This is a genomic window from Enterobacter cloacae (assembly GCF_011078175.1).
GTDB classification, from domain to species: domain Bacteria; phylum Pseudomonadota; class Gammaproteobacteria; order Enterobacterales; family Enterobacteriaceae; genus Enterobacter; species Enterobacter cloacae_Q.
Genome location: NZ_JAALCJ010000003.1, coordinates 213,891 through 230,942, shown reverse-complemented (window position 1 = coordinate 230,942; position 17,052 = coordinate 213,891). Strand labels below are relative to the sequence as shown.

Here is a 17,052-nt window from a genome sequence, read left to right as displayed (position 1 = left end):
TACGGCACTGCCGTTGGAGAATGTTATGAACGATTTAACTGCAAGCAGCCTGCGCGCGTTGAAACTGATGGACCTGACCACCCTCAACGATGACGACACCAATGAAAAAGTCATCGCCCTGTGCCATCAGGCGAAAACGCCAGTGGGTAACACCGCCGCCGTCTGTATCTACCCGCGCTTCATCCCGATTGCCCGTAAAACGCTGAAAGAGCAGGGCACGCCGGATGTGCGCATTGCAACCGTAACTAACTTCCCGCACGGCAATGACGACATCGAGATTGCGCTGGCAGAAACTCGCGCGGCGATTGCGTACGGCGCAGACGAAGTTGACGTGGTTTTCCCGTACCGCGCGCTGATCGCTGGCAACGAGCAGGTCGGTTTTGACCTGGTGAAAGCCTGTAAAGACGCCTGCGCGGCGGCAAACGTGCTGTTGAAAGTGATCATCGAAACCGGCGAGCTGAAGGAAGAGGCACTGATTCGTAAAGCCTCTGAAATCTCCATCAAAGCGGGCGCAGATTTCATTAAAACCTCAACCGGTAAAGTGCCGGTCAACGCTACGCCGGAAAGCGCGCGCATTATGATGGAAGTTATCCGTGATATGGGCGTGTCCAAAACCGTTGGCTTCAAACCGGCGGGCGGCGTGCGTACCGCGGAAGACGCGCAGCAGTTCCTGGCGATTGCCGACGAGCTGTTTGGCGCGGACTGGGCCGATTCCCGCCACTACCGCTTCGGCGCGTCCAGCCTGCTGGCCAGCCTGCTGAAGGCACTGGGACACGGCGACGGTAAGAGCGCAAGCAGCTACTAAGTTTGAATTGCCGGATGACGCTTCGCTTATCCGGCCTTCAGGATCGTAAGGCGGGTAAGCGTACCCGCCGCCATTCACCCGATTCCGCATGGGGGTTATCGTGTTTCTCGCACAAGAAATTATTCGTAAAAAACGTGATGGTCATGCATTAAGCGACGAAGAAATCCGCTTCTTTATCAACGGCATTCGAGATAACACCGTCTCAGAAGGGCAGATTGCGGCTCTGGCGATGACCATTTTCTTCCACGATATGTCGATGCCTGAGCGCGTGTCGCTGACCATGGCGATGCGAGATTCAGGAACCGTTCTGGACTGGAAAAGCCTCAACCTCAACGGCCCGATTGTGGACAAACACTCCACCGGTGGCGTGGGCGACGTGACTTCCCTGATGCTTGGCCCCATGGTGGCGGCCTGCGGCGGTTACATCCCGATGATTTCCGGGCGCGGCCTGGGCCACACCGGCGGTACGCTCGACAAACTGGAAGCCATTCCGGGCTTCGATATCTTCCCGGACGACAGCCGCTTCCGCGACATTATCAAAGACGTTGGCGTGGCGATTATCGGCCAGACCAGCTCTCTTGCCCCGGCGGATAAGCGTTTTTACGCCACGCGTGACATTACCGCGACCGTTGACTCCATCCCACTGATCACCGCCTCGATCCTCGCCAAAAAACTGGCTGAAGGGCTGGATGCACTGGTGATGGACGTGAAAGTGGGCAGCGGTGCCTTTATGCCGACCTATGAGCTCTCTGAGGCGCTGGCCGAAGCGATCGTTGGCGTCTCTAATGGCGCGGGCGTGCGCACCACCGCGCTGCTGACGGACATGAATCAGGTGCTCGCGTCCAGCGCCGGTAACGCCGTCGAAGTCCGCGAGGCCGTGCAGTTCCTGACAGGCGAATACCGTAATCCGCGCCTGTTTGACGTCACCATGGCGCTGTGCGTGGAGATGCTGATCTCCGGCAAGCTGGCGAAAGACGACGCGGAAGCCCGCGCGAAATTGCAGGCGGTGCTGGATAACGGCAAAGCGGCGGAGATTTTTGGTCGAATGGTGGCGGCGCAGAAAGGCCCGACCGACTTCGTGGAAAACTACACGAAATACCTGCCAACCGCGATGCTCAGCAAAGCCGTTTATGCGGACAGCGAAGGTTTTGTTTCGGCGATGGATACCCGTGCGCTCGGTATGGCTGTCGTCTCTATGGGCGGCGGTCGTCGTCAGGCATCGGACACCATTGATTACAGCGTCGGCTTTACCGATATGGCTCGTCTGGGCGACAGCGTTGACGGCCAACGTCCCTTGGCGGTGATCCACGCAAAAGATGAAGCCAGCTGGCAAGAGGCGGCGAAAGCGGTGAAGGCGGCAATATCTCTTGACGATAAAGCACCGGAAACCACACCGACGGTCTATCGTCGTATCACGGAATAGCGGTATACTGATCTGATCGCATTTTTATGAAGCACTAAGTACGGAGAACAATTATGAAACGTGCATTTATTATGGTGCTGGACTCATTCGGCATCGGCGCAACCGAAGATGCAGAACGTTTTGGTGACGTGGGTTCCGATACCCTGGGTCACATCGCGGAAGCCTGTGCAAAAGGCGAAGCGGACAACGGCCGTAAAGGCCCTCTGAACCTGCCAAACCTGACCCGTCTGGGGCTGGTAAAAGCGCATGAAGGCTCTACCGGTAAGATTGCAGCCGGTATGGACGGTAACGCGGAAGTGGTGGGCGCCTACGCGTGGGCACACGAGCTCTCTTCCGGTAAGGATACTCCGTCCGGTCACTGGGAAATTGCCGGCGTGCCGGTGCTGTTTGACTGGGGTTACTTCTCCGATCACGAGAACAGCTTCCCGCAGGAGCTGCTCGATAAGCTGGTGAAGCGCGCCAACCTGCCGGGCTACCTCGGCAACTGTCACTCTTCCGGTACCGTGATTCTGGACCAGCTCGGCGAAGAGCACATGAAAACCGGCAAGCCGATTTTCTATACCTCTGCTGACTCCGTGTTCCAGATCGCCTGCCATGAAGAGACGTTTGGCCTGGATAAACTGTACGAGCTGTGCGAGATCGCCCGTGAAGAGCTCACCGAAGGCGGCTATAACATTGGCCGCGTTATCGCGCGTCCATTTATCGGCGACAAAGCGGGTAACTTCCAGCGTACCGGCAACCGTCACGATCTGGCCGTGGAGCCACCGGCACCTACCGTGCTGCAAAAACTCGTCGACGAGAAAGATGGCCACGTGGTTTCTGTGGGTAAAATTGCGGACATTTACGCCAACTGCGGTATTACCAAAAAGGTCAAAGCGACCGGTCTGGATGCGCTGTTCGACGCCACCATCAAAGAGATGAAAGAAGCGGGCGATAAGACCATTGTCTTCACCAATTTCGTGGACTTCGACTCCTCCTGGGGCCACCGTCGCGACGTCGCCGGTTATGCTGCGGGTCTGGAGCTGTTCGACCGCCGTCTGCCAGAGCTGATGGAGCTGGTGGGTGAAGATGACATTCTGATCCTGACCGCCGACCATGGCTGTGACCCGACATGGACCGGTACCGACCACACCCGTGAGCACATTCCGGTGCTGGTGTACGGCCCGAAAGTCAAACCGGGCTCGCTGGGTCACCGTGAAACCTTCGCGGACATCGGCCAGACGATTGCGAAATACTTTGGTACGTCTGACATGGAATATGGCAAGGCTATGTTCTGAATCATTTTGGGTGCGGTCTGATGGCCTCACCCCGGCACTCTCCCACGAGAAACACGGGTGCGGTCTGATGCCCTCACCCCAACCCTCTCCCACAGGGAGAGGGCGAATTTAAAAATGAAAAGGAACTGAAGATGGCAACTCCTCACATTAATGCAGAAATGGGTGATTTCGCTGACGTCGTATTGATGCCGGGCGACCCGCTGCGCGCGAAGCACATTGCAGAAACTTTCCTCGAAGACGTGCGTGAAGTGAACAACGTGCGCGGCATGCTGGGCTTTACCGGTACCTATAAAGGCCGCAAAATCTCCGTAATGGGCCACGGCATGGGTATCCCATCCTGCTCCATCTACACCAAAGAGCTGATCACCGATTTCGGCGTGAAGAAAATCATCCGTGTCGGCTCCTGCGGTGCGGTACGCATGGACGTTAAGCTGCGTGACGTGGTGATCGGCATGGGCGCGTGCACCGACTCTAAAGTCAACCGCATTCGCTTTAAAGATCATGACTTCGCGGCCATCGCTGACTTTGACATGGTGCGTAACGCGGTTGACGCGGCAAAAGCGCTGGGCGTTGATGCGCGCGTGGGCAACCTGTTCTCTGCCGATCTGTTCTACTCGCCAGAAGGCGATATGTTCGACGTGATGGAAAAATACGGCATCCTGGGCGTGGAAATGGAAGCGGCGGGTATCTATGGCGTGGCGGCTGAATTCGGTGCGAAAGCGCTGACCATCTGCACCGTGTCCGATCACATCCGTACCCACGAGCAGACCACCGCTGCTGAACGTCAGACCACTTTCAACGATATGATCAAAATCGCGCTGGAATCCGTTCTGCTGGGCGATAAAGCGTAATGCTATTACTTAAAAAGCCTCCGTCGTTGTGACGGCGGCTTTTTTTATTTCTGCAAATTACAAATAAGAAAGACTGATGGTAGCCTGACCGTCTAACGGTGCATCATCAGTGATCGCCAGCTTATCGGTAGCCTCAACAGCCAGGACAACCTTCAGAGGAAACACGGCTTCGGTAAATGCGATAGGCTCTTTCTCATCTTTATTCGTAACCGATAAGGTATCAACACCGATGGTCGGGCGACCCGTGGTGCTTTTAGCCCAGGCTGCGCTATCGCCTGCGTGATAAAGAACATCAACAGAAACGCCATTCGCCGTTACGTTCGGCAGATCGGCATAGACGGCATAGGCACCGATGTTAACGCCACCCGGTGTTTTCCCAACGCCAAACGTGGACGATGCGCTTACGGCATCCTCACCGTTCGCGGCTGCATCATCAACGGTAATAAAAGGACTTGGTAAGCTATCCGCGCGGTTGTCAACAATGTTCCAGCCTACCTGGGTTTTGGTCTGGCAGTTAATTGTCAACGTAATGTCGCGTTTCCCGATCTGATTTGTTTGTGTCGCGCTTAATTCAGCTGCATGGATAGTACCAAAATCGACAATACCGCCATTGCTCAGTTCAGGTGTACAGGCAGAATTGGTTAACGTACCTGTTAATTTGAGAACGGAGGTTTCTGCTGCATGTGCCGTAGTGATAAAGGTCGCGCAAACAATGGCGGCGGCAATTGAGGACTTCTTCATATCTTTTCCTTGATAGTCATGATAAATAACGGGCTTTAGCACAAATCGTGCAAATCAGGATGATGATAATCAGAGCTGTCACTCTACTTTAATTATATTTTCTTCATTGATTATAAAGTTTAAATTGATATTGAGCTCAACCACCCGTGGATGCGCCCGGACAGGTTAGCGCACCGCGCCTGCTATCCATTCAGAAAGCGCCCGCAGCTCATTTTCCTGTTCCGGGAAATCAACCAGCAGCGCATCACACTCCTGCTGGAGTATATCTGCACGGTACAAACACCCCTGTAAACGCGCAGCCAACGCTTCCAGCGGCGCGGGATTGAGGCTATCGGTAAAAATCTGCGTACGAGTGATATGCCCTTTTTCAACGTCAAAGTGCAGCTCAACGCCGCCCCAGACGAACCGTTCGTCCAGCAGATGCGAAAAAGCGGGCGCCTGGCCGAAATTCCATTCCCAGCTGCTCTGGCGGGCGAAGGTTTCGGCGAAGTTGGGCAGGTCAGGGGTTTTGTCAGGAGAGATCGCTTCCGCCTCCACGCGTTCGCCGTAATGTGCAAAGAACGCTTCACGGATCGCATCGCAGATTTGATCGTGCGTAATCCCCGGCAGCAGATCCACCAGATTCGCCACGCGACCGCGCACGGAGGTAATGCCTTTCGCCTGAAGCTTTTTCTTGTCAGGATTGAGGTAGTTCGCCAGACGGCTCAGATCGGCATTTAGCAATAATGTGCCGTGGTGGAATCCGCGATCCATCGTTTCGCGGTAGGCTGAGCCTGACACTTTCCGGTCACCTTCAGGGGTTTTTACCACCAGGTCGTTACGTCCGGAAGCTTCGGCCGTCACGCCGAGCGCGTTAAGCGCGTTGAGCACAATGGAGGTCGAGATGGTTTTATCGTATTCCGGCTTGCCCGCCATAAAGGTAAAGCAGGTATTGCCCAGATCGTGGAATACCGCGCCGCCGCCGCTGCTGCGGCGCGCCAGACGAACGTTATCCTCTTCCATACGGCGGGTGTTACACTCTTTCCACGGATTTTGCGCGCGGCCAATGACGACAGTATCAGCGTTGCGCCAGAGGAACAGTACGCGCTGGGTGGCGGGCATCTGGCGGAAGATGCACTCTTCCACCGCCAGGTTAAACCAGGGATCGTAAGAGTCAGAGATTAGCAGGCGTAACGTCGACATGGCAGAGTTCCTTTTCCGAATCATCCGCCTACTTTACCACTATTCTTTCTTCTCGCTCTCTTCCTCTTCGGGAACCGACTTGCTGGCGGTTAACAGGAACGGTGACTGCTGCCAGCGAGTACGCTTTCCTTGCAGCAGCGTGCGCGCCAGTACCACGCCGATCGCCAGCGAGAGCAGGAGCATCAGGCGTAAAATATTGGTGGTGTTATCCACCTGTTTAGCTTCGGTTGGCAGGGTGTGGGTATCAAGTGTCAGGCGCAGGTACCCGAGCGGACCATTCTTGCCCTGCACAGGTTCGACGATCTGCTGGTTGAAATAACCCCCGGCTTTTTTGCCGTCCAGCGCCAGCCTGTCGCGCACGTCGACATGCTCACCCGCGCGGGCAATCAGGTCGCCCTGTTCATCGTACACCCCCGCATCCAGAATGCGGCTGTTTTCCGTAAGCTGGCGCAATACCTGGGCTATTCGCTTGTCATCCGGCGTTTCGGTGCGCATAGACGGCGCAACGTTGAGCGTCACCTGACGCGCCAGCGTACGGGCCAGCTCTTCAAACTGCGGGTTACGCTGCCGTTGGTGATTCTGGCTAAACCAGGATGCTCCCTGCATAAGCGCCACTAATAGTGCGAGACAGATCAGGACAATCACGGCGCGATGAAGCCGGAATTTCAGTTTTGCGCGAGCCATATTCCACCTGCTTAAAATTTACGGCTTAATGTTGCCAGAAGTGATGGTTACAGGGTAGCCTCATGCGTTATTTTCCCTCTGGAACCTTCCGGCGCGAACGAAATTACAGGAGCTTCAATGCCGAACATTACCTGGTGCGACCTGCCAACGGATGTCTCTTTATGGCCAGGATTGCCGCTCTCTTTAAGTGGCGATGAGGTGATGCCTCTCGATTACCACGCTGGCCGTAGCGGCTGGCTGCTGTACGGACGCGGCCTGGATAAGCAACGCCTGACCCAGTACCAAAGCAAACTGGGCGCAGCGATGGTCATCGTGGCAGCCTGGTGCGTGGAAGACTATCAGGTGATTCGCCTGGCGGGTTCCCTGACGCAGCGCGCCACGCGTCTGGCGCACGACGCCGGGCTGGACGTTGCCCCGCTCGGCAAAATTCCGCACCTGAAAACGCCGGGCCTGCTGGTGATGGACATGGACTCCACCGCCATTCAGATCGAGTGTATTGACGAGATTGCTAAACTGGCGGGCAGCGGCGAGCTGGTGGCGGAAGTCACCGAACGCGCGATGCGCGGCGAGCTGGATTTCACCGCCAGCCTGAGACAGCGCGTGGCGACCCTGAAGGGGGCCGATGCTAATATCTTGCGTCAGGTGCGCGACGAACTGCCCCTGATGCCGGGGCTGACGCAGCTGGTGCTCAAGCTGGAGACGCTCGGCTGGAAAGTGGCGATTGCCTCCGGTGGGTTCACCTTCTTTGCCGATTACCTGCGTGACAAGCTGCGTCTGACCTCCGTGGTGGCCAACGAGCTGGAGATCATGGACGGCAAGCTGACCGGGCAGGTCATCGGCGACATCGTGGATGCGCAGTACAAAGCCAATACGCTGACGCGTCTGGCGGAGAAATATGCTATTCCGGTTGAGCAGACCGTCGCCATCGGCGATGGCGCGAACGATCTGCCGATGATCAAAGTTGCCGGACTGGGTATTGCCTACCATGCCAAGCCGAAAGTGAATGAAAAGACGGAAGTCACCATCCGTCATGCTGACCTGATGGGGGTGTTCTGCATTCTCTCCGGCAGCATTAATCAAAAATAGCGCTCTCCTTTTGTACGCCGGGTAAGCGTCAGCGCCACCCGGCGCGAGACCGCACAGAAAGAATGAGGTAAACCGTGGCGAAAGCTCCAAAACGCGCATTTGTCTGTAATGAATGTGGTGCGGATTATCCGCGCTGGCAGGGGCAATGCAGCGCCTGTCATGCCTGGAACACCATCACCGAAGTGCGTGGTGTGGCGGCTTCGCCGAGCGTAGCCCGCAATGAACGGCTGAGCGGCTATGCGGGCAATGCAGGCGTATCGAAGGTCCAAAAACTTTCGGATATCAGCCTGGAAGCGCTGCCGCGCTTCTCTACCGGATTTAAAGAGTTTGACCGCGTGCTCGGCGGTGGCGTTGTGCCGGGCAGCGCCATTCTGATCGGCGGTAACCCGGGCGCGGGGAAATCGACCCTGCTGCTGCAAACGCTGTGCAAGCTCGCCGAACAGATGAAAACTCTCTACGTGACGGGCGAAGAGTCACTCCAGCAGGTGGCGATGCGTGCGCACCGCCTGGGTCTGCCAACCGGTAACCTGAATATGCTGTCGGAAACCAGCATCGAGCAGATCTGCATGATCGCCGAAGAAGAGCAGCCGAAGCTGATGGTGATCGACTCCATCCAGGTGATGCATATGGCTGACATTCAGTCCTCACCGGGGAGCGTAGCGCAGGTGCGTGAAACGGCTGCCTACCTGACGCGCTTTGCCAAAACGCGCGGCGTGGCGATTGTGATGGTCGGCCATGTGACTAAAGACGGTTCCCTTGCCGGACCAAAAGTGCTCGAACACTGTATCGACTGCTCGGTGATGCTCGACGGCGACGCGGATTCCCGCTTCCGCACCCTGCGCAGCCATAAAAACCGCTTTGGTGCAGTGAATGAGCTGGGCGTGTTTGCCATGACCGAGCAGGGGCTTCGCGAAGTCAGCAACCCGTCGGCCATCTTCCTGAGCCGTGGCGACGAGATTACGTCCGGTAGTTCGGTGATGGTGCTGTGGGAGGGGACGCGTCCGCTGCTCGTTGAAATTCAGGCGCTGGTGGATCACTCGATGATGGGCAACCCGCGGCGCGTGGCGGTTGGTCTGGAGCAGAACCGCCTGGCGATCCTGCTGGCGGTCCTGCACCGTCACGGCGGCCTGCAAATGGCGGATCAGGATGTGTTCGTCAACGTGGTTGGTGGGGTGAAGGTTACGGAAACCAGCGCGGACCTGGCGCTGCTGCTGGCGATGGTCTCCAGCCTGCGCGACAGACCGTTGCCGCAGGATCTGGTGGTATTTGGTGAGGTAGGGCTGGCCGGCGAGATCCGCCCGGTGCCGAGCGGTCAGGAGCGTATCTCCGAAGCGGCAAAACATGGCTTCCGCCGCGCGATTGTTCCGGCCGCCAACGTGCCGAAAAAAATTCCGGAAGGAATGCAGGTTTTTGGCGTTAAAAAACTCGCAGATGCGTTAAATGTCTTTGACGACTTATAATTACGTATTCGATTTTGCAGGAGGCACCGTAATTTATGTCATCATTTGACTATATCAAGACCGCTATCCGCCAGAAGGGCTGCACGTTGCAGCAGGTGGCGGACGCCAGCGGCATGACCAAGGGCTACCTCAGCCAACTGCTTAACGCCAAGATCAAAAGCCCCAGCGCGCAGAAGCTGGAAGCGCTGCACCGCTTTCTGGGGCTTGAATTTCCGCGGATGCAAAAGAACATTGGCGTGGTGTTCGGTAAGTTCTACCCGCTGCATACCGGCCACATCTATCTCATCCAGCGCGCCTGTAGTCAGGTCGACGAACTGCATATCATCATGGGTTATGATGAAACCCGCGATCGCCTGCTGTTTGAAGACAGCGCCATGTCGCAGCAGCCCACCGTGCCGGACCGCCTGCGCTGGCTGCTTCAGACGTTTAAGTATCAAAAAAATATTCGCATTCATGCTTTTAACGAAGAGGGCATGGAACCGTACCCGCACGGCTGGGACGTGTGGAGCAACGGTATCAAAGCGTTTATGGAAGAGAAGGGCATTGCGCCTAACTGGATCTACACCTCTGAAGAGTCCGACGCGCCGCAGTTCCGCGAGCATCTTGGCATTGAGACGGTGCTTATCGATCCTAAACGCACGTTCATGAACATCAGCGGAGCGCAGATCCGAGAGAACCCGTTCCGCTACTGGGACTATATCCCGACTGAGGTCAAGCCGTTCTTCGTGCGCACGGTGGCGATCCTCGGCGGCGAGTCGAGCGGGAAATCGACGCTGGTGAATAAGCTGGCTAACATTTTCAATACCACCAGCGCATGGGAGTATGGCCGCGATTACGTCTTCTCACACCTTGGCGGCGACGAGATGGCGTTGCAGTATTCCGACTACGATAAAATCGCGCTCGGTCATGCCCAGTACATTGATTTTGCTGTGAAATACGCCAATAAAGTCGCCTTTATTGATACCGATTTCGTCACCACGCAGGCGTTCTGTAAAAAATACGAGGGACGCGAGCACCCGTTTGTGCAGGCGCTGATTGACGAATACCGCTTTGACCTGGTGATCCTGCTGGAAAACAACACCCCATGGGTTGCCGACGGCATGCGCAGCCTCGGCAGCTCCGTGGACAGGCGCGAGTTCCAGTCTATGCTGGTGGAAATGCTTAACGAAAACAACGTTGAGTTTGTCCATGTGGAAGAGTCGGACTACGACTCCCGTTTCCTGCGCTGCGTCGAGCTGGTGAAGGAGATGATGGGGGAGCAGGGGTAAAAGATTTACCCTCACCCTAACCCTCTCGCCAGAGGGGAGAGGGGACTTTAATCGCCCTCTCCCTTTGGGAGAGGGCCGGGGTGAGGGTTCAATACTCAACCACCACCTTCCCGCGCATATGCCCCTCCAGCACCTTGCGGTGCGCTTCGGTAATGCTTTCCACGCTCAGCCCGCGCAGCGTTTCGCTGAGCGAGGTTTCTACCACGCCGTTATCCACCAGCTTCGCCACCTCATTTAAGATCTCGCCCTGACGCCCCATATCGGCGGTCTGGTACATGCTGCGGGTGTACATAAACTCCCAGTGCAGGGCGGCGGATTTCGATTTCAGCTTATCCTGGTTCAGCGGATGCGCGTTCTCAACGATAGAACAGATATGCCCCTGCGGCGCAATCAGCTCGCTGACGGCATCCCAGTGACCGTCGGTGTCATTGAGGATGAAAATGTAATCCACATAAGTGATGCCCTGTTTTGCCAGCTCACCTTTCAGATCGCGGTAGTTCACGACCCGATCCGCACCGCGATCGCGGCACCACTGGGCGGAATCTTCTCTTGACGCTGTCGCGATGATTTTCACCTTGCTGTTGTGCTTTGCAAATGGGATCGCCAGCGAGCCTACGCCGCCCGCGCCGCCAATAATCAACAGCGTTTTATCCGCGTCCGCATCCTGAATGTTCAGCCGTTCAAACAGGCCTTCCCACGCGGTGAGCGCGGTTAATGGCAATGCGGCGGCTGCGGCCCAGCCAAGGCTGGCAGGTTTATGTCCGACAATGCGCGCATCGATCAGCTGATGGGTAGTATTGCTGCCCGGACGAGTGATATCCCCTGCGTACCACACTTCGTCACCGGGTTTAAATCCCGTAACGGCCGCTCCTACGGCTTTAACGATACCGCTGGCATCCCACCCGAGAATGCGCGGCTCGTTCAGCCCGTTTTTGACAATACCTGCATGCACCTTGGTGTCGACCGGGTTAATAGACACGGCTTTCACTTCGACCAGCAGGTCGTGCTCGCCGGGCTGCGGCATCGGTGGGGTAATTTCAATAAAGGTGGAGGGATTTTCTGGACTAACGGCAATGGCTTTAACAGACATGGTGTGCTCCTCAATGAAATGCGTCTTGTTGAGGCTAGTCTAGTAAGGGGGCAGCTGCATGATAAGATGGACAATCAAGAACTCAGCGTTCGCACAGGGTGAACAATCATGTTTAAACAGCTTCAGGATATGGCGCTGTTTGCGCTGGTGGCAGAGATGGGCAGTTTTACCGCGGCGGCACAGAAAGCTGAACTGCCAAAATCCAGCGTCAGCCAGCGGATAAGCCAGCTGGAGCAGCAGGTAGGGATCCGCCTGCTCAACCGCACGACGCGCAGAATAAGCCTGACGTTTGCGGGCGAGCACTATCTGGTGCACTGCCGTGAAATGCTCGCGGCCAGCGAGCGCGCGGAGTATGCCATTCAGCGACTCCGCGAAAACCCGAGCGGGCGGCTGCGAATCACCTGTCCGGCGGGGATTGGCGCGACGCTGCTGGCGCATATGAATGCCGAGTTCCAGCTTCGCTATCCTGATGTGTCGCTGGATGTGTCAATTTCAGATGATGTGGTGGATCTGGTCGAGTCTGGCTTTGACGTGGCGCTGCGTACCGGCAAGCCGCAGGACTCCTCCCTGATTGGCCGCATGATCGGGCATTGCCCGCGCTACATGCTGGCCTCGCCTGACTATCTGGCGCGTCGGGCGCCATTGCTCCATCCGCGACAGCTGGTGGATCACCGCTGCATTACGCACCGGGCATGGTCGGAGTGGCTTCTGCGAAGCGAGAGTGAGGATTACCGCTACCTGCCGGATAACGCCCATATGACCGATAACCTGGTGTATGCCCGCGAATGCGCCGTTGCGGGGGCGGGGATCACGCTGTTACCCGCATTCCTGCTGGAAGATAAGATCGAAAAGGGTGCGCTGGTGAAGGTGCTGCCGGCGTGGAGCGTCGAGGGGAATGATTTGTGGCTGGCTTATCCGAGCCGCAAGCTGAACTCGCCTGCGCTGATGAGCTATATCGAGTTTGCGATACAGTTTGACGAGGTGAAGCGGTATTACGTGGGGAGGTGATTTTGTGCGGCCTGATGCCCTCACCCTGGCCCTCTCCCACGGGGAGAGGGAACAAACACCAAAAACGGCAACATGCGTTACCGTTTTGCTTTTACCTTGCCTCTCCCTGGCCCTCTCCCACGGGGAGAGGGAACAAACACCAAAAACGGCAACATGCGTTACCGTTTTGCTTTTACCTTGCCTCACCCCTGGCCCTCTCCCGCGGGGAGAGGGTACAAACACCAAAAACGGTAACATGCGTTATCGTTTTGCTTTTACCTTGCCTCACCCTGGCCCTCTCCCGCGGAGAGAGAGTACAAACATAAAAAACGGCAACCGAAGTTGCCGTTTTGCTTTTATTTCGAAATACGCTTGTACTTGATACGCTTCGGCTCCAGCGCGTCTGCGCCCAGCGTGCGTTTCTTGTACTCTTCGTATTCGGTAAAGTTACCCTCGAAGAACTCCACTTTACCTTCGTCCTGGTAGTCCAGGATGTGGGTCGCGATACGGTCAAGGAACCAACGGTCATGCGAGATAACCATCGCGCAGCCAGGGAATTCCAGCAGGGCGTTTTCCAGCGCGCGCAGGGTTTCGATGTCCAGGTCGTTGGTGGGTTCATCAAGCAGCAGAACGTTGCCGCCAACCTGGAGAAGTTTCGCCAGGTGCAGACGACCGCGCTCACCGCCGGATAGTTCGCCCACGCGTTTGCCCTGGTCGGTGCCCTTGAAGTTAAAGCGGCCAACGTAGGCGCGGCTTGGCATCTCGGTGTTGCCGATACGCATGATATCCAGACCGCCGGAAACCTCTTCCCACACGGTTTTGCTGTTATCCATTGCGTCGCGGAACTGGTCCACGGAGGCCAGCTTCACGGTCTCACCCAGAGTGATAGAGCCGCTGTCAGGCTGTTCCTGACCGGACATCATGCGGAACAGGGTCGATTTACCCGCGCCGTTCGGACCGATGATGCCGACGATAGCGCCTTTCGGTACGGAGAAGGTCAGGTCGTCGATCAGCAGACGGTCGCCGTAGGACTTACGCAGGTTGGTCACTTCAACCACTTTATCCCCCAGACGTGCTCCAGGTGGAATAAACAGTTCGTTGGTTTCGTTACGTTTCTGGTATTCGGTGTTGTTCAGCTCTTCGAAGCGTGCCAGACGGGCTTTGCCCTTAGACTGACGGCCTTTCGCGCCCTGACGCACCCACTCCAGCTCTTTCTCAATAGACTTACGGCGGGCGGCTTCCTGAGACGCTTCCTGCGCCAGACGCTGGTCTTTTTGCTCCAGCCAAGAGGAGTAGTTGCCTTCCCACGGAATACCTTCGCCGCGGTCCAGCTCCAGGATCCAGCCTGCCACGTTGTCGAGGAAGTAACGGTCGTGGGTAATCGCCACCACGGTGCCTTCGAAGTCGTGCAGGAAGCGCTCCAGCCATGCCACGGATTCCGCATCCAGGTGGTTGGTGGGTTCGTCAAGGAGCAGCATGTCTGGTTTTTCCAGCAGCAGGCGGCACAGCGCCACGCGGCGGCGTTCACCACCGGACAGGTTAGCGATTTTCGCATCCCAGTCTGGCAGACGCAGAGCATCAGCTGCGCGCTCCAGCTGCACGTTCAGGTTGTGACCGTCGTGCGCCTGGATAATCTCTTCATACTTGCCCTGTTGTGCAGCAAGCTTGTCGAAGTCCGCATCCGGTTCGGCGTATTTGGCATACACTTCATCCAGACCTTTCAGCGCGTTAACCACTTCGGATACCGCTTCTTCTACGGATTCGCGAACGGTGTGTTCCGGGTTCAGCTGAGGTTCCTGCGGCAGGTAGCCGATCTTGATGCCAGGCTGCGGACGGGCTTCACCTTCGATGTCTGTATCGATGCCGGCCATGATGCGCAGCAGGGTGGACTTACCGGCACCGTTGAGACCCAGAACACCGATTTTTGCGCCCGGGAAGAAGCTCAGCGAGATATTTTTAAGAATATGACGTTTCGGCGGGACAACTTTGCCGACACGATGCATGGTATAAACGAATTGAGCCACGTTGGACTTCGCCTCTTTTATCGTGATGAGAATGAATTTCAGCCTCGAAGTGTAGCCTTTTTCACGCCCTAATCCCAGCCAGGAACGTCGGGAGTGTTAAAACGCGCAAGAAAGGTAAAAAAGTGTTCATGACGTGGCGCGTTGTAGGATGCCTGGTTAGCATAAGTTGAGGTAACTTTTACGTGGCAAGACGCTGCAACTGACGAAAAACAATGAGGAAGAGCTTGTGGAAAAAGCCAAACGGGTGGTCTGGCGTCTGCTGGCTGCCAGCGTATGCGTAATGGCGGTAAGCCAGGCGGTACATGCCGATTCACTGGATGAACAACGTAACCGCTATGCCCAGATTAAACAGGCATGGGACAACAGGCAGATGGATACCGTGCAGGCGCTGATGCCGACGCTGAAGGATTATCCGCTGTATCCGTATCTGGAGTATCGCCAGATCACGGACGATCTCATGAATCAACCGACTGTCACCGTGAATAACTTCATTCAGGCGAACCCGACCCTGCCGCCTGCGCGCACCCTGAAGTCCCGGTTTGTGAACGAGCTGGCCCGTCGCGAAGACTGGCGCGGCCTGCTGGCCTTCAGCCCGGATAAACCAGGCGCGACGGAAGCGCAGTGTAATTACTATTATGCGAAATGGGCGACCGGGCAGCAGGAAGAAGCCTGGGCCGGCGCGAAAGATTTATGGTTGACGGGTAAAAGCCAGCCAAACGCCTGTGACCCGCTGTTCAGCGCCTGGCGCGCCTCGGGCAAGCAGGATCCGCTCTCTTACCTGGAACGTATTCGCCTGGCGATGAAGGCCGGAAACACCCGGCTGGTCACCGTGCTGGCGGGCCAGATGCCCGCGGATTATCAGACCATCGCCTCTGCCGTTATCAGTCTGGCAAACGATCCCAATACCGTGCTGACGTTTGCGCGTACCACCGGCGCGACCGATTTTACCCGTCAAATGGCGGCGGTGGCCTTTGCCAGCGTGGCGCGTGATGATGTGGAAAACGCCCGGCTGATGATCCCGCAGCTGGTGCAGGCTCAGCAGTTGGATGACGATCAAACCCAGGAGCTGCGAGATATTGTTGCGTGGCGACTGATGGGAACGGATGTCACCGACGAACAGGCACGCTGGCGTGACGATGCGGTGATGCGTTCAAACTCTGTCTCGCTGGTGGAGCGTCGCGTGCGTATGGCGCTGGGTACGGGCGACCGTCGCGGTCTTAATACCTGGCTGGCGCGTCTGCCGATGGATGCCAAAGAGAAAGATGAATGGCGTTACTGGCAGGCGGACCTGCTCCTTGAGCGTGGTCGTGAAGACGAAGCCAAAGAGATCCTCCACTCCCTGATGCAGCAGCGCGGCTTCTACCCGATGGCGGCGGCGCAGCGTCTGGGCGAGGAGTACACCCTGAAGATCGACAAAGCGCCAGCCAACGCGAACCCGGCGCTGACGCAGGGGCCGGAAATGGCGCGCGTGCGCGAGCTGATGTACTGGAATCTGGATAATACCGCGCGCAGCGAATGGGCGAATCTGGTCACCAGCCGTACCACCGATGAGAAAGCGCAGCTTGCCCGCTATGCGTTTGATAATCGCTGGTGGGATCTGAGCGTGCAGGCGACGATCGCCGGCAAGCTGTGGGATCATCTCGAAGAGCGTTTCCCGCTGGCTTATAAGGATCTGTTCGATCGCTACACCAGCGGCAAAGATATTTCGCAAAGCTACGCGATGGCCATTGCCCGTCAGGAGAGCGCCTGGAACCCCAAAGTACGTTCTCCGGTGGGTGCCAGCGGCCTGATGCAGATTATGCCGGGCACCGCGACGCACACGGTGAAGATGTTTAATATTCCAGGCTACAGCAGCCCGTCCCAGCTGCTGGATCCTGAGACCAACATCAACATCGGCACCAGCTACTTGCAGTATGTCTATCAGCAGTTCGGTAATAACCGTATCTTCGCGTCAGCGGCGTACAACGCCGGGCCAGGCCGCGTGCGGACATGGCTTGGCAACAGCGCAGGGCGCATCGACGCCGTGGCGTTTGTCGAGAGCATTCCGTTCTCGGAAACGCGCGGCTACGTGAAGAACGTGCTGGCGTATGATGCCTACTATCGTTACTTCATGGGGCAAAAAGATGCCCTGATGAGCGATGCCGAGTGGCAGAGACGTTACTGATCGGCGTGGG

At 56.9% G+C, this 17,052-nt stretch carries 14 protein-coding genes; 9 read left to right on the top strand and 5 right to left on the bottom strand.

What is annotated here, in order from left to right; translation table 11 throughout:
* Positions 1–25: 25 nt before the first annotated feature.
* The 4 genes from deoC to deoD all read left to right on the top strand — a co-directional run bounded on the left by deoC (position 26) and on the right by deoD (position 4,356).
* Entirely contained in the window at positions 26–805 is a 780-nt protein-coding gene (deoC, locus tag G6Q29_RS08245; RefSeq protein ID WP_207309781.1) for a deoxyribose-phosphate aldolase, read from the top strand.
* A gap of 100 nt (positions 806–905) precedes the next feature.
* Positions 906–2,228, top strand: coding sequence for a thymidine phosphorylase (gene deoA, locus G6Q29_RS08240; protein ID WP_165465217.1), 1,323 nt, complete (start codon positions 906–908; stop codon positions 2,226–2,228).
* 53 nt (positions 2,229–2,281) lie between these two features.
* A complete protein-coding gene (gene deoB, locus G6Q29_RS08235) occupies positions 2,282–3,505 on the top strand; it encodes a phosphopentomutase (RefSeq protein WP_003856540.1) in 1,224 nt (407 codons plus the stop codon).
* A gap of 131 nt (positions 3,506–3,636) precedes the next feature.
* Positions 3,637–4,356 carry a purine-nucleoside phosphorylase gene (gene deoD, locus G6Q29_RS08230; RefSeq protein ID WP_006810199.1) on the top strand — a complete coding sequence of 240 codons (720 nt, stop codon included), beginning with the start codon at positions 3,637–3,639 and terminating at the stop codon, positions 4,354–4,356.
* A gap of 57 nt (positions 4,357–4,413) precedes the next feature.
* Here deoD and G6Q29_RS08225 read toward each other — a convergent pair whose 3' ends face one another.
* The 3 genes from G6Q29_RS08225 to G6Q29_RS08215 all read right to left on the bottom strand — a co-directional run bounded on the left by G6Q29_RS08225 (position 4,414) and on the right by G6Q29_RS08215 (position 6,963).
* Positions 4,414–5,097 carry a DUF1120 domain-containing protein gene (locus G6Q29_RS08225; protein WP_165465216.1) on the bottom strand — a complete coding sequence of 228 codons (684 nt, stop codon included), beginning with the start codon at positions 5,095–5,097 and terminating at the stop codon, positions 4,414–4,416.
* A 165-nt stretch (positions 5,098–5,262) separates the two neighbouring features.
* Positions 5,263–6,279, bottom strand: coding sequence for a lipoate--protein ligase LplA (gene lplA / locus G6Q29_RS08220; protein WP_165465215.1), 1,017 nt, complete (start codon positions 6,277–6,279; stop codon positions 5,263–5,265).
* 39 nt (positions 6,280–6,318) lie between these two features.
* Positions 6,319–6,963: a YtjB family periplasmic protein gene (locus G6Q29_RS08215; protein WP_165465214.1), complete on the bottom strand. Its 645-nt coding sequence runs from the start codon at positions 6,961–6,963 to the stop codon at positions 6,319–6,321.
* Between the two features lie 117 nt (positions 6,964–7,080).
* Between G6Q29_RS08215 and serB the strand changes: the two genes are divergently transcribed.
* The 3 genes from serB to nadR all read left to right on the top strand — a co-directional run bounded on the left by serB (position 7,081) and on the right by nadR (position 10,777).
* The gene (gene serB / locus G6Q29_RS08210) at positions 7,081–8,049 is read left to right on the top strand and encodes a phosphoserine phosphatase (RefSeq protein WP_165465213.1); all 969 of its coding nucleotides are present in this window, start codon (positions 7,081–7,083) and stop codon (positions 8,047–8,049) included.
* Between the two features lie 74 nt (positions 8,050–8,123).
* Positions 8,124–9,509 (top strand): DNA repair protein RadA, encoded by a 1,386-nt coding sequence (gene radA, locus G6Q29_RS08205; protein WP_003856523.1) that lies wholly within the window; start codon positions 8,124–8,126, stop codon positions 9,507–9,509.
* Between the two features lie 35 nt (positions 9,510–9,544).
* The gene (nadR, locus tag G6Q29_RS08200) at positions 9,545–10,777 is read left to right on the top strand and encodes a multifunctional transcriptional regulator/nicotinamide-nucleotide adenylyltransferase/ribosylnicotinamide kinase NadR (protein ID WP_047626595.1); all 1,233 of its coding nucleotides are present in this window, start codon (positions 9,545–9,547) and stop codon (positions 10,775–10,777) included.
* An 88-nt stretch (positions 10,778–10,865) separates the two neighbouring features.
* On the opposite strand, the gene G6Q29_RS08195 is transcribed toward nadR, so the two are convergent.
* Positions 10,866–11,867, bottom strand: coding sequence for a zinc-binding alcohol dehydrogenase family protein (locus tag G6Q29_RS08195; RefSeq protein WP_165465212.1), 1,002 nt, complete (start codon positions 11,865–11,867; stop codon positions 10,866–10,868).
* 108 nt (positions 11,868–11,975) lie between these two features.
* Here G6Q29_RS08195 and G6Q29_RS08190 point away from each other — a divergent pair, with 108 nt between their 5' ends.
* Positions 11,976–12,875, top strand: coding sequence for a LysR family transcriptional regulator (locus tag G6Q29_RS08190; RefSeq protein WP_165465211.1), 900 nt, complete (start codon positions 11,976–11,978; stop codon positions 12,873–12,875).
* A 335-nt stretch (positions 12,876–13,210) separates the two neighbouring features.
* Here the strand turns inward: G6Q29_RS08190 and ettA are convergent, their stop codons facing one another.
* Positions 13,211–14,878, bottom strand: a complete 1,668-nt coding sequence (gene ettA, locus G6Q29_RS08185) for an energy-dependent translational throttle protein EttA (protein WP_047060206.1) — start codon at positions 14,876–14,878, stop codon at positions 13,211–13,213.
* Positions 14,879–15,104: 226 nt separating this feature from the next.
* Between ettA and sltY the strand changes: the two genes are divergently transcribed.
* A complete protein-coding gene (sltY, locus tag G6Q29_RS08180) occupies positions 15,105–17,042 on the top strand; it encodes a murein transglycosylase (RefSeq protein WP_165465210.1) in 1,938 nt (645 codons plus the stop codon).
* The last annotated feature ends 10 nt before the right edge of the window (positions 17,043–17,052 follow it).

Coding starts and splice junctions, on each gene's coding strand:
- deoC (WP_207309781.1), top strand. CDS start 26: ATGAACGATTTAACTGCAAGCAGCCTGCGCGCGTTGAAACTGATGGAC.
- deoB (WP_003856540.1), top strand. CDS start 2,282: ATGAAACGTGCATTTATTATGGTGCTGGACTCATTCGGCATCGGCGCA.
- deoD (WP_006810199.1), top strand. CDS start 3,637: ATGGCAACTCCTCACATTAATGCAGAAATGGGTGATTTCGCTGACGTC.
- G6Q29_RS08225 (WP_165465216.1), bottom strand. CDS start 5,097: ATGAAGAAGTCCTCAATTGCCGCCGCCATTGTTTGCGCGACCTTTATC.
- lplA (WP_165465215.1), bottom strand. CDS start 6,279: ATGTCGACGTTACGCCTGCTAATCTCTGACTCTTACGATCCCTGGTTT.
- G6Q29_RS08215 (WP_165465214.1), bottom strand. CDS start 6,963: ATGGCTCGCGCAAAACTGAAATTCCGGCTTCATCGCGCCGTGATTGTC.
- serB (WP_165465213.1), top strand. CDS start 7,081: ATGCCGAACATTACCTGGTGCGACCTGCCAACGGATGTCTCTTTATGG.
- nadR (WP_047626595.1), top strand. CDS start 9,545: ATGTCATCATTTGACTATATCAAGACCGCTATCCGCCAGAAGGGCTGC.
- G6Q29_RS08195 (WP_165465212.1), bottom strand. CDS start 11,867: ATGTCTGTTAAAGCCATTGCCGTTAGTCCAGAAAATCCCTCCACCTTT.
- G6Q29_RS08190 (WP_165465211.1), top strand. CDS start 11,976: ATGTTTAAACAGCTTCAGGATATGGCGCTGTTTGCGCTGGTGGCAGAG.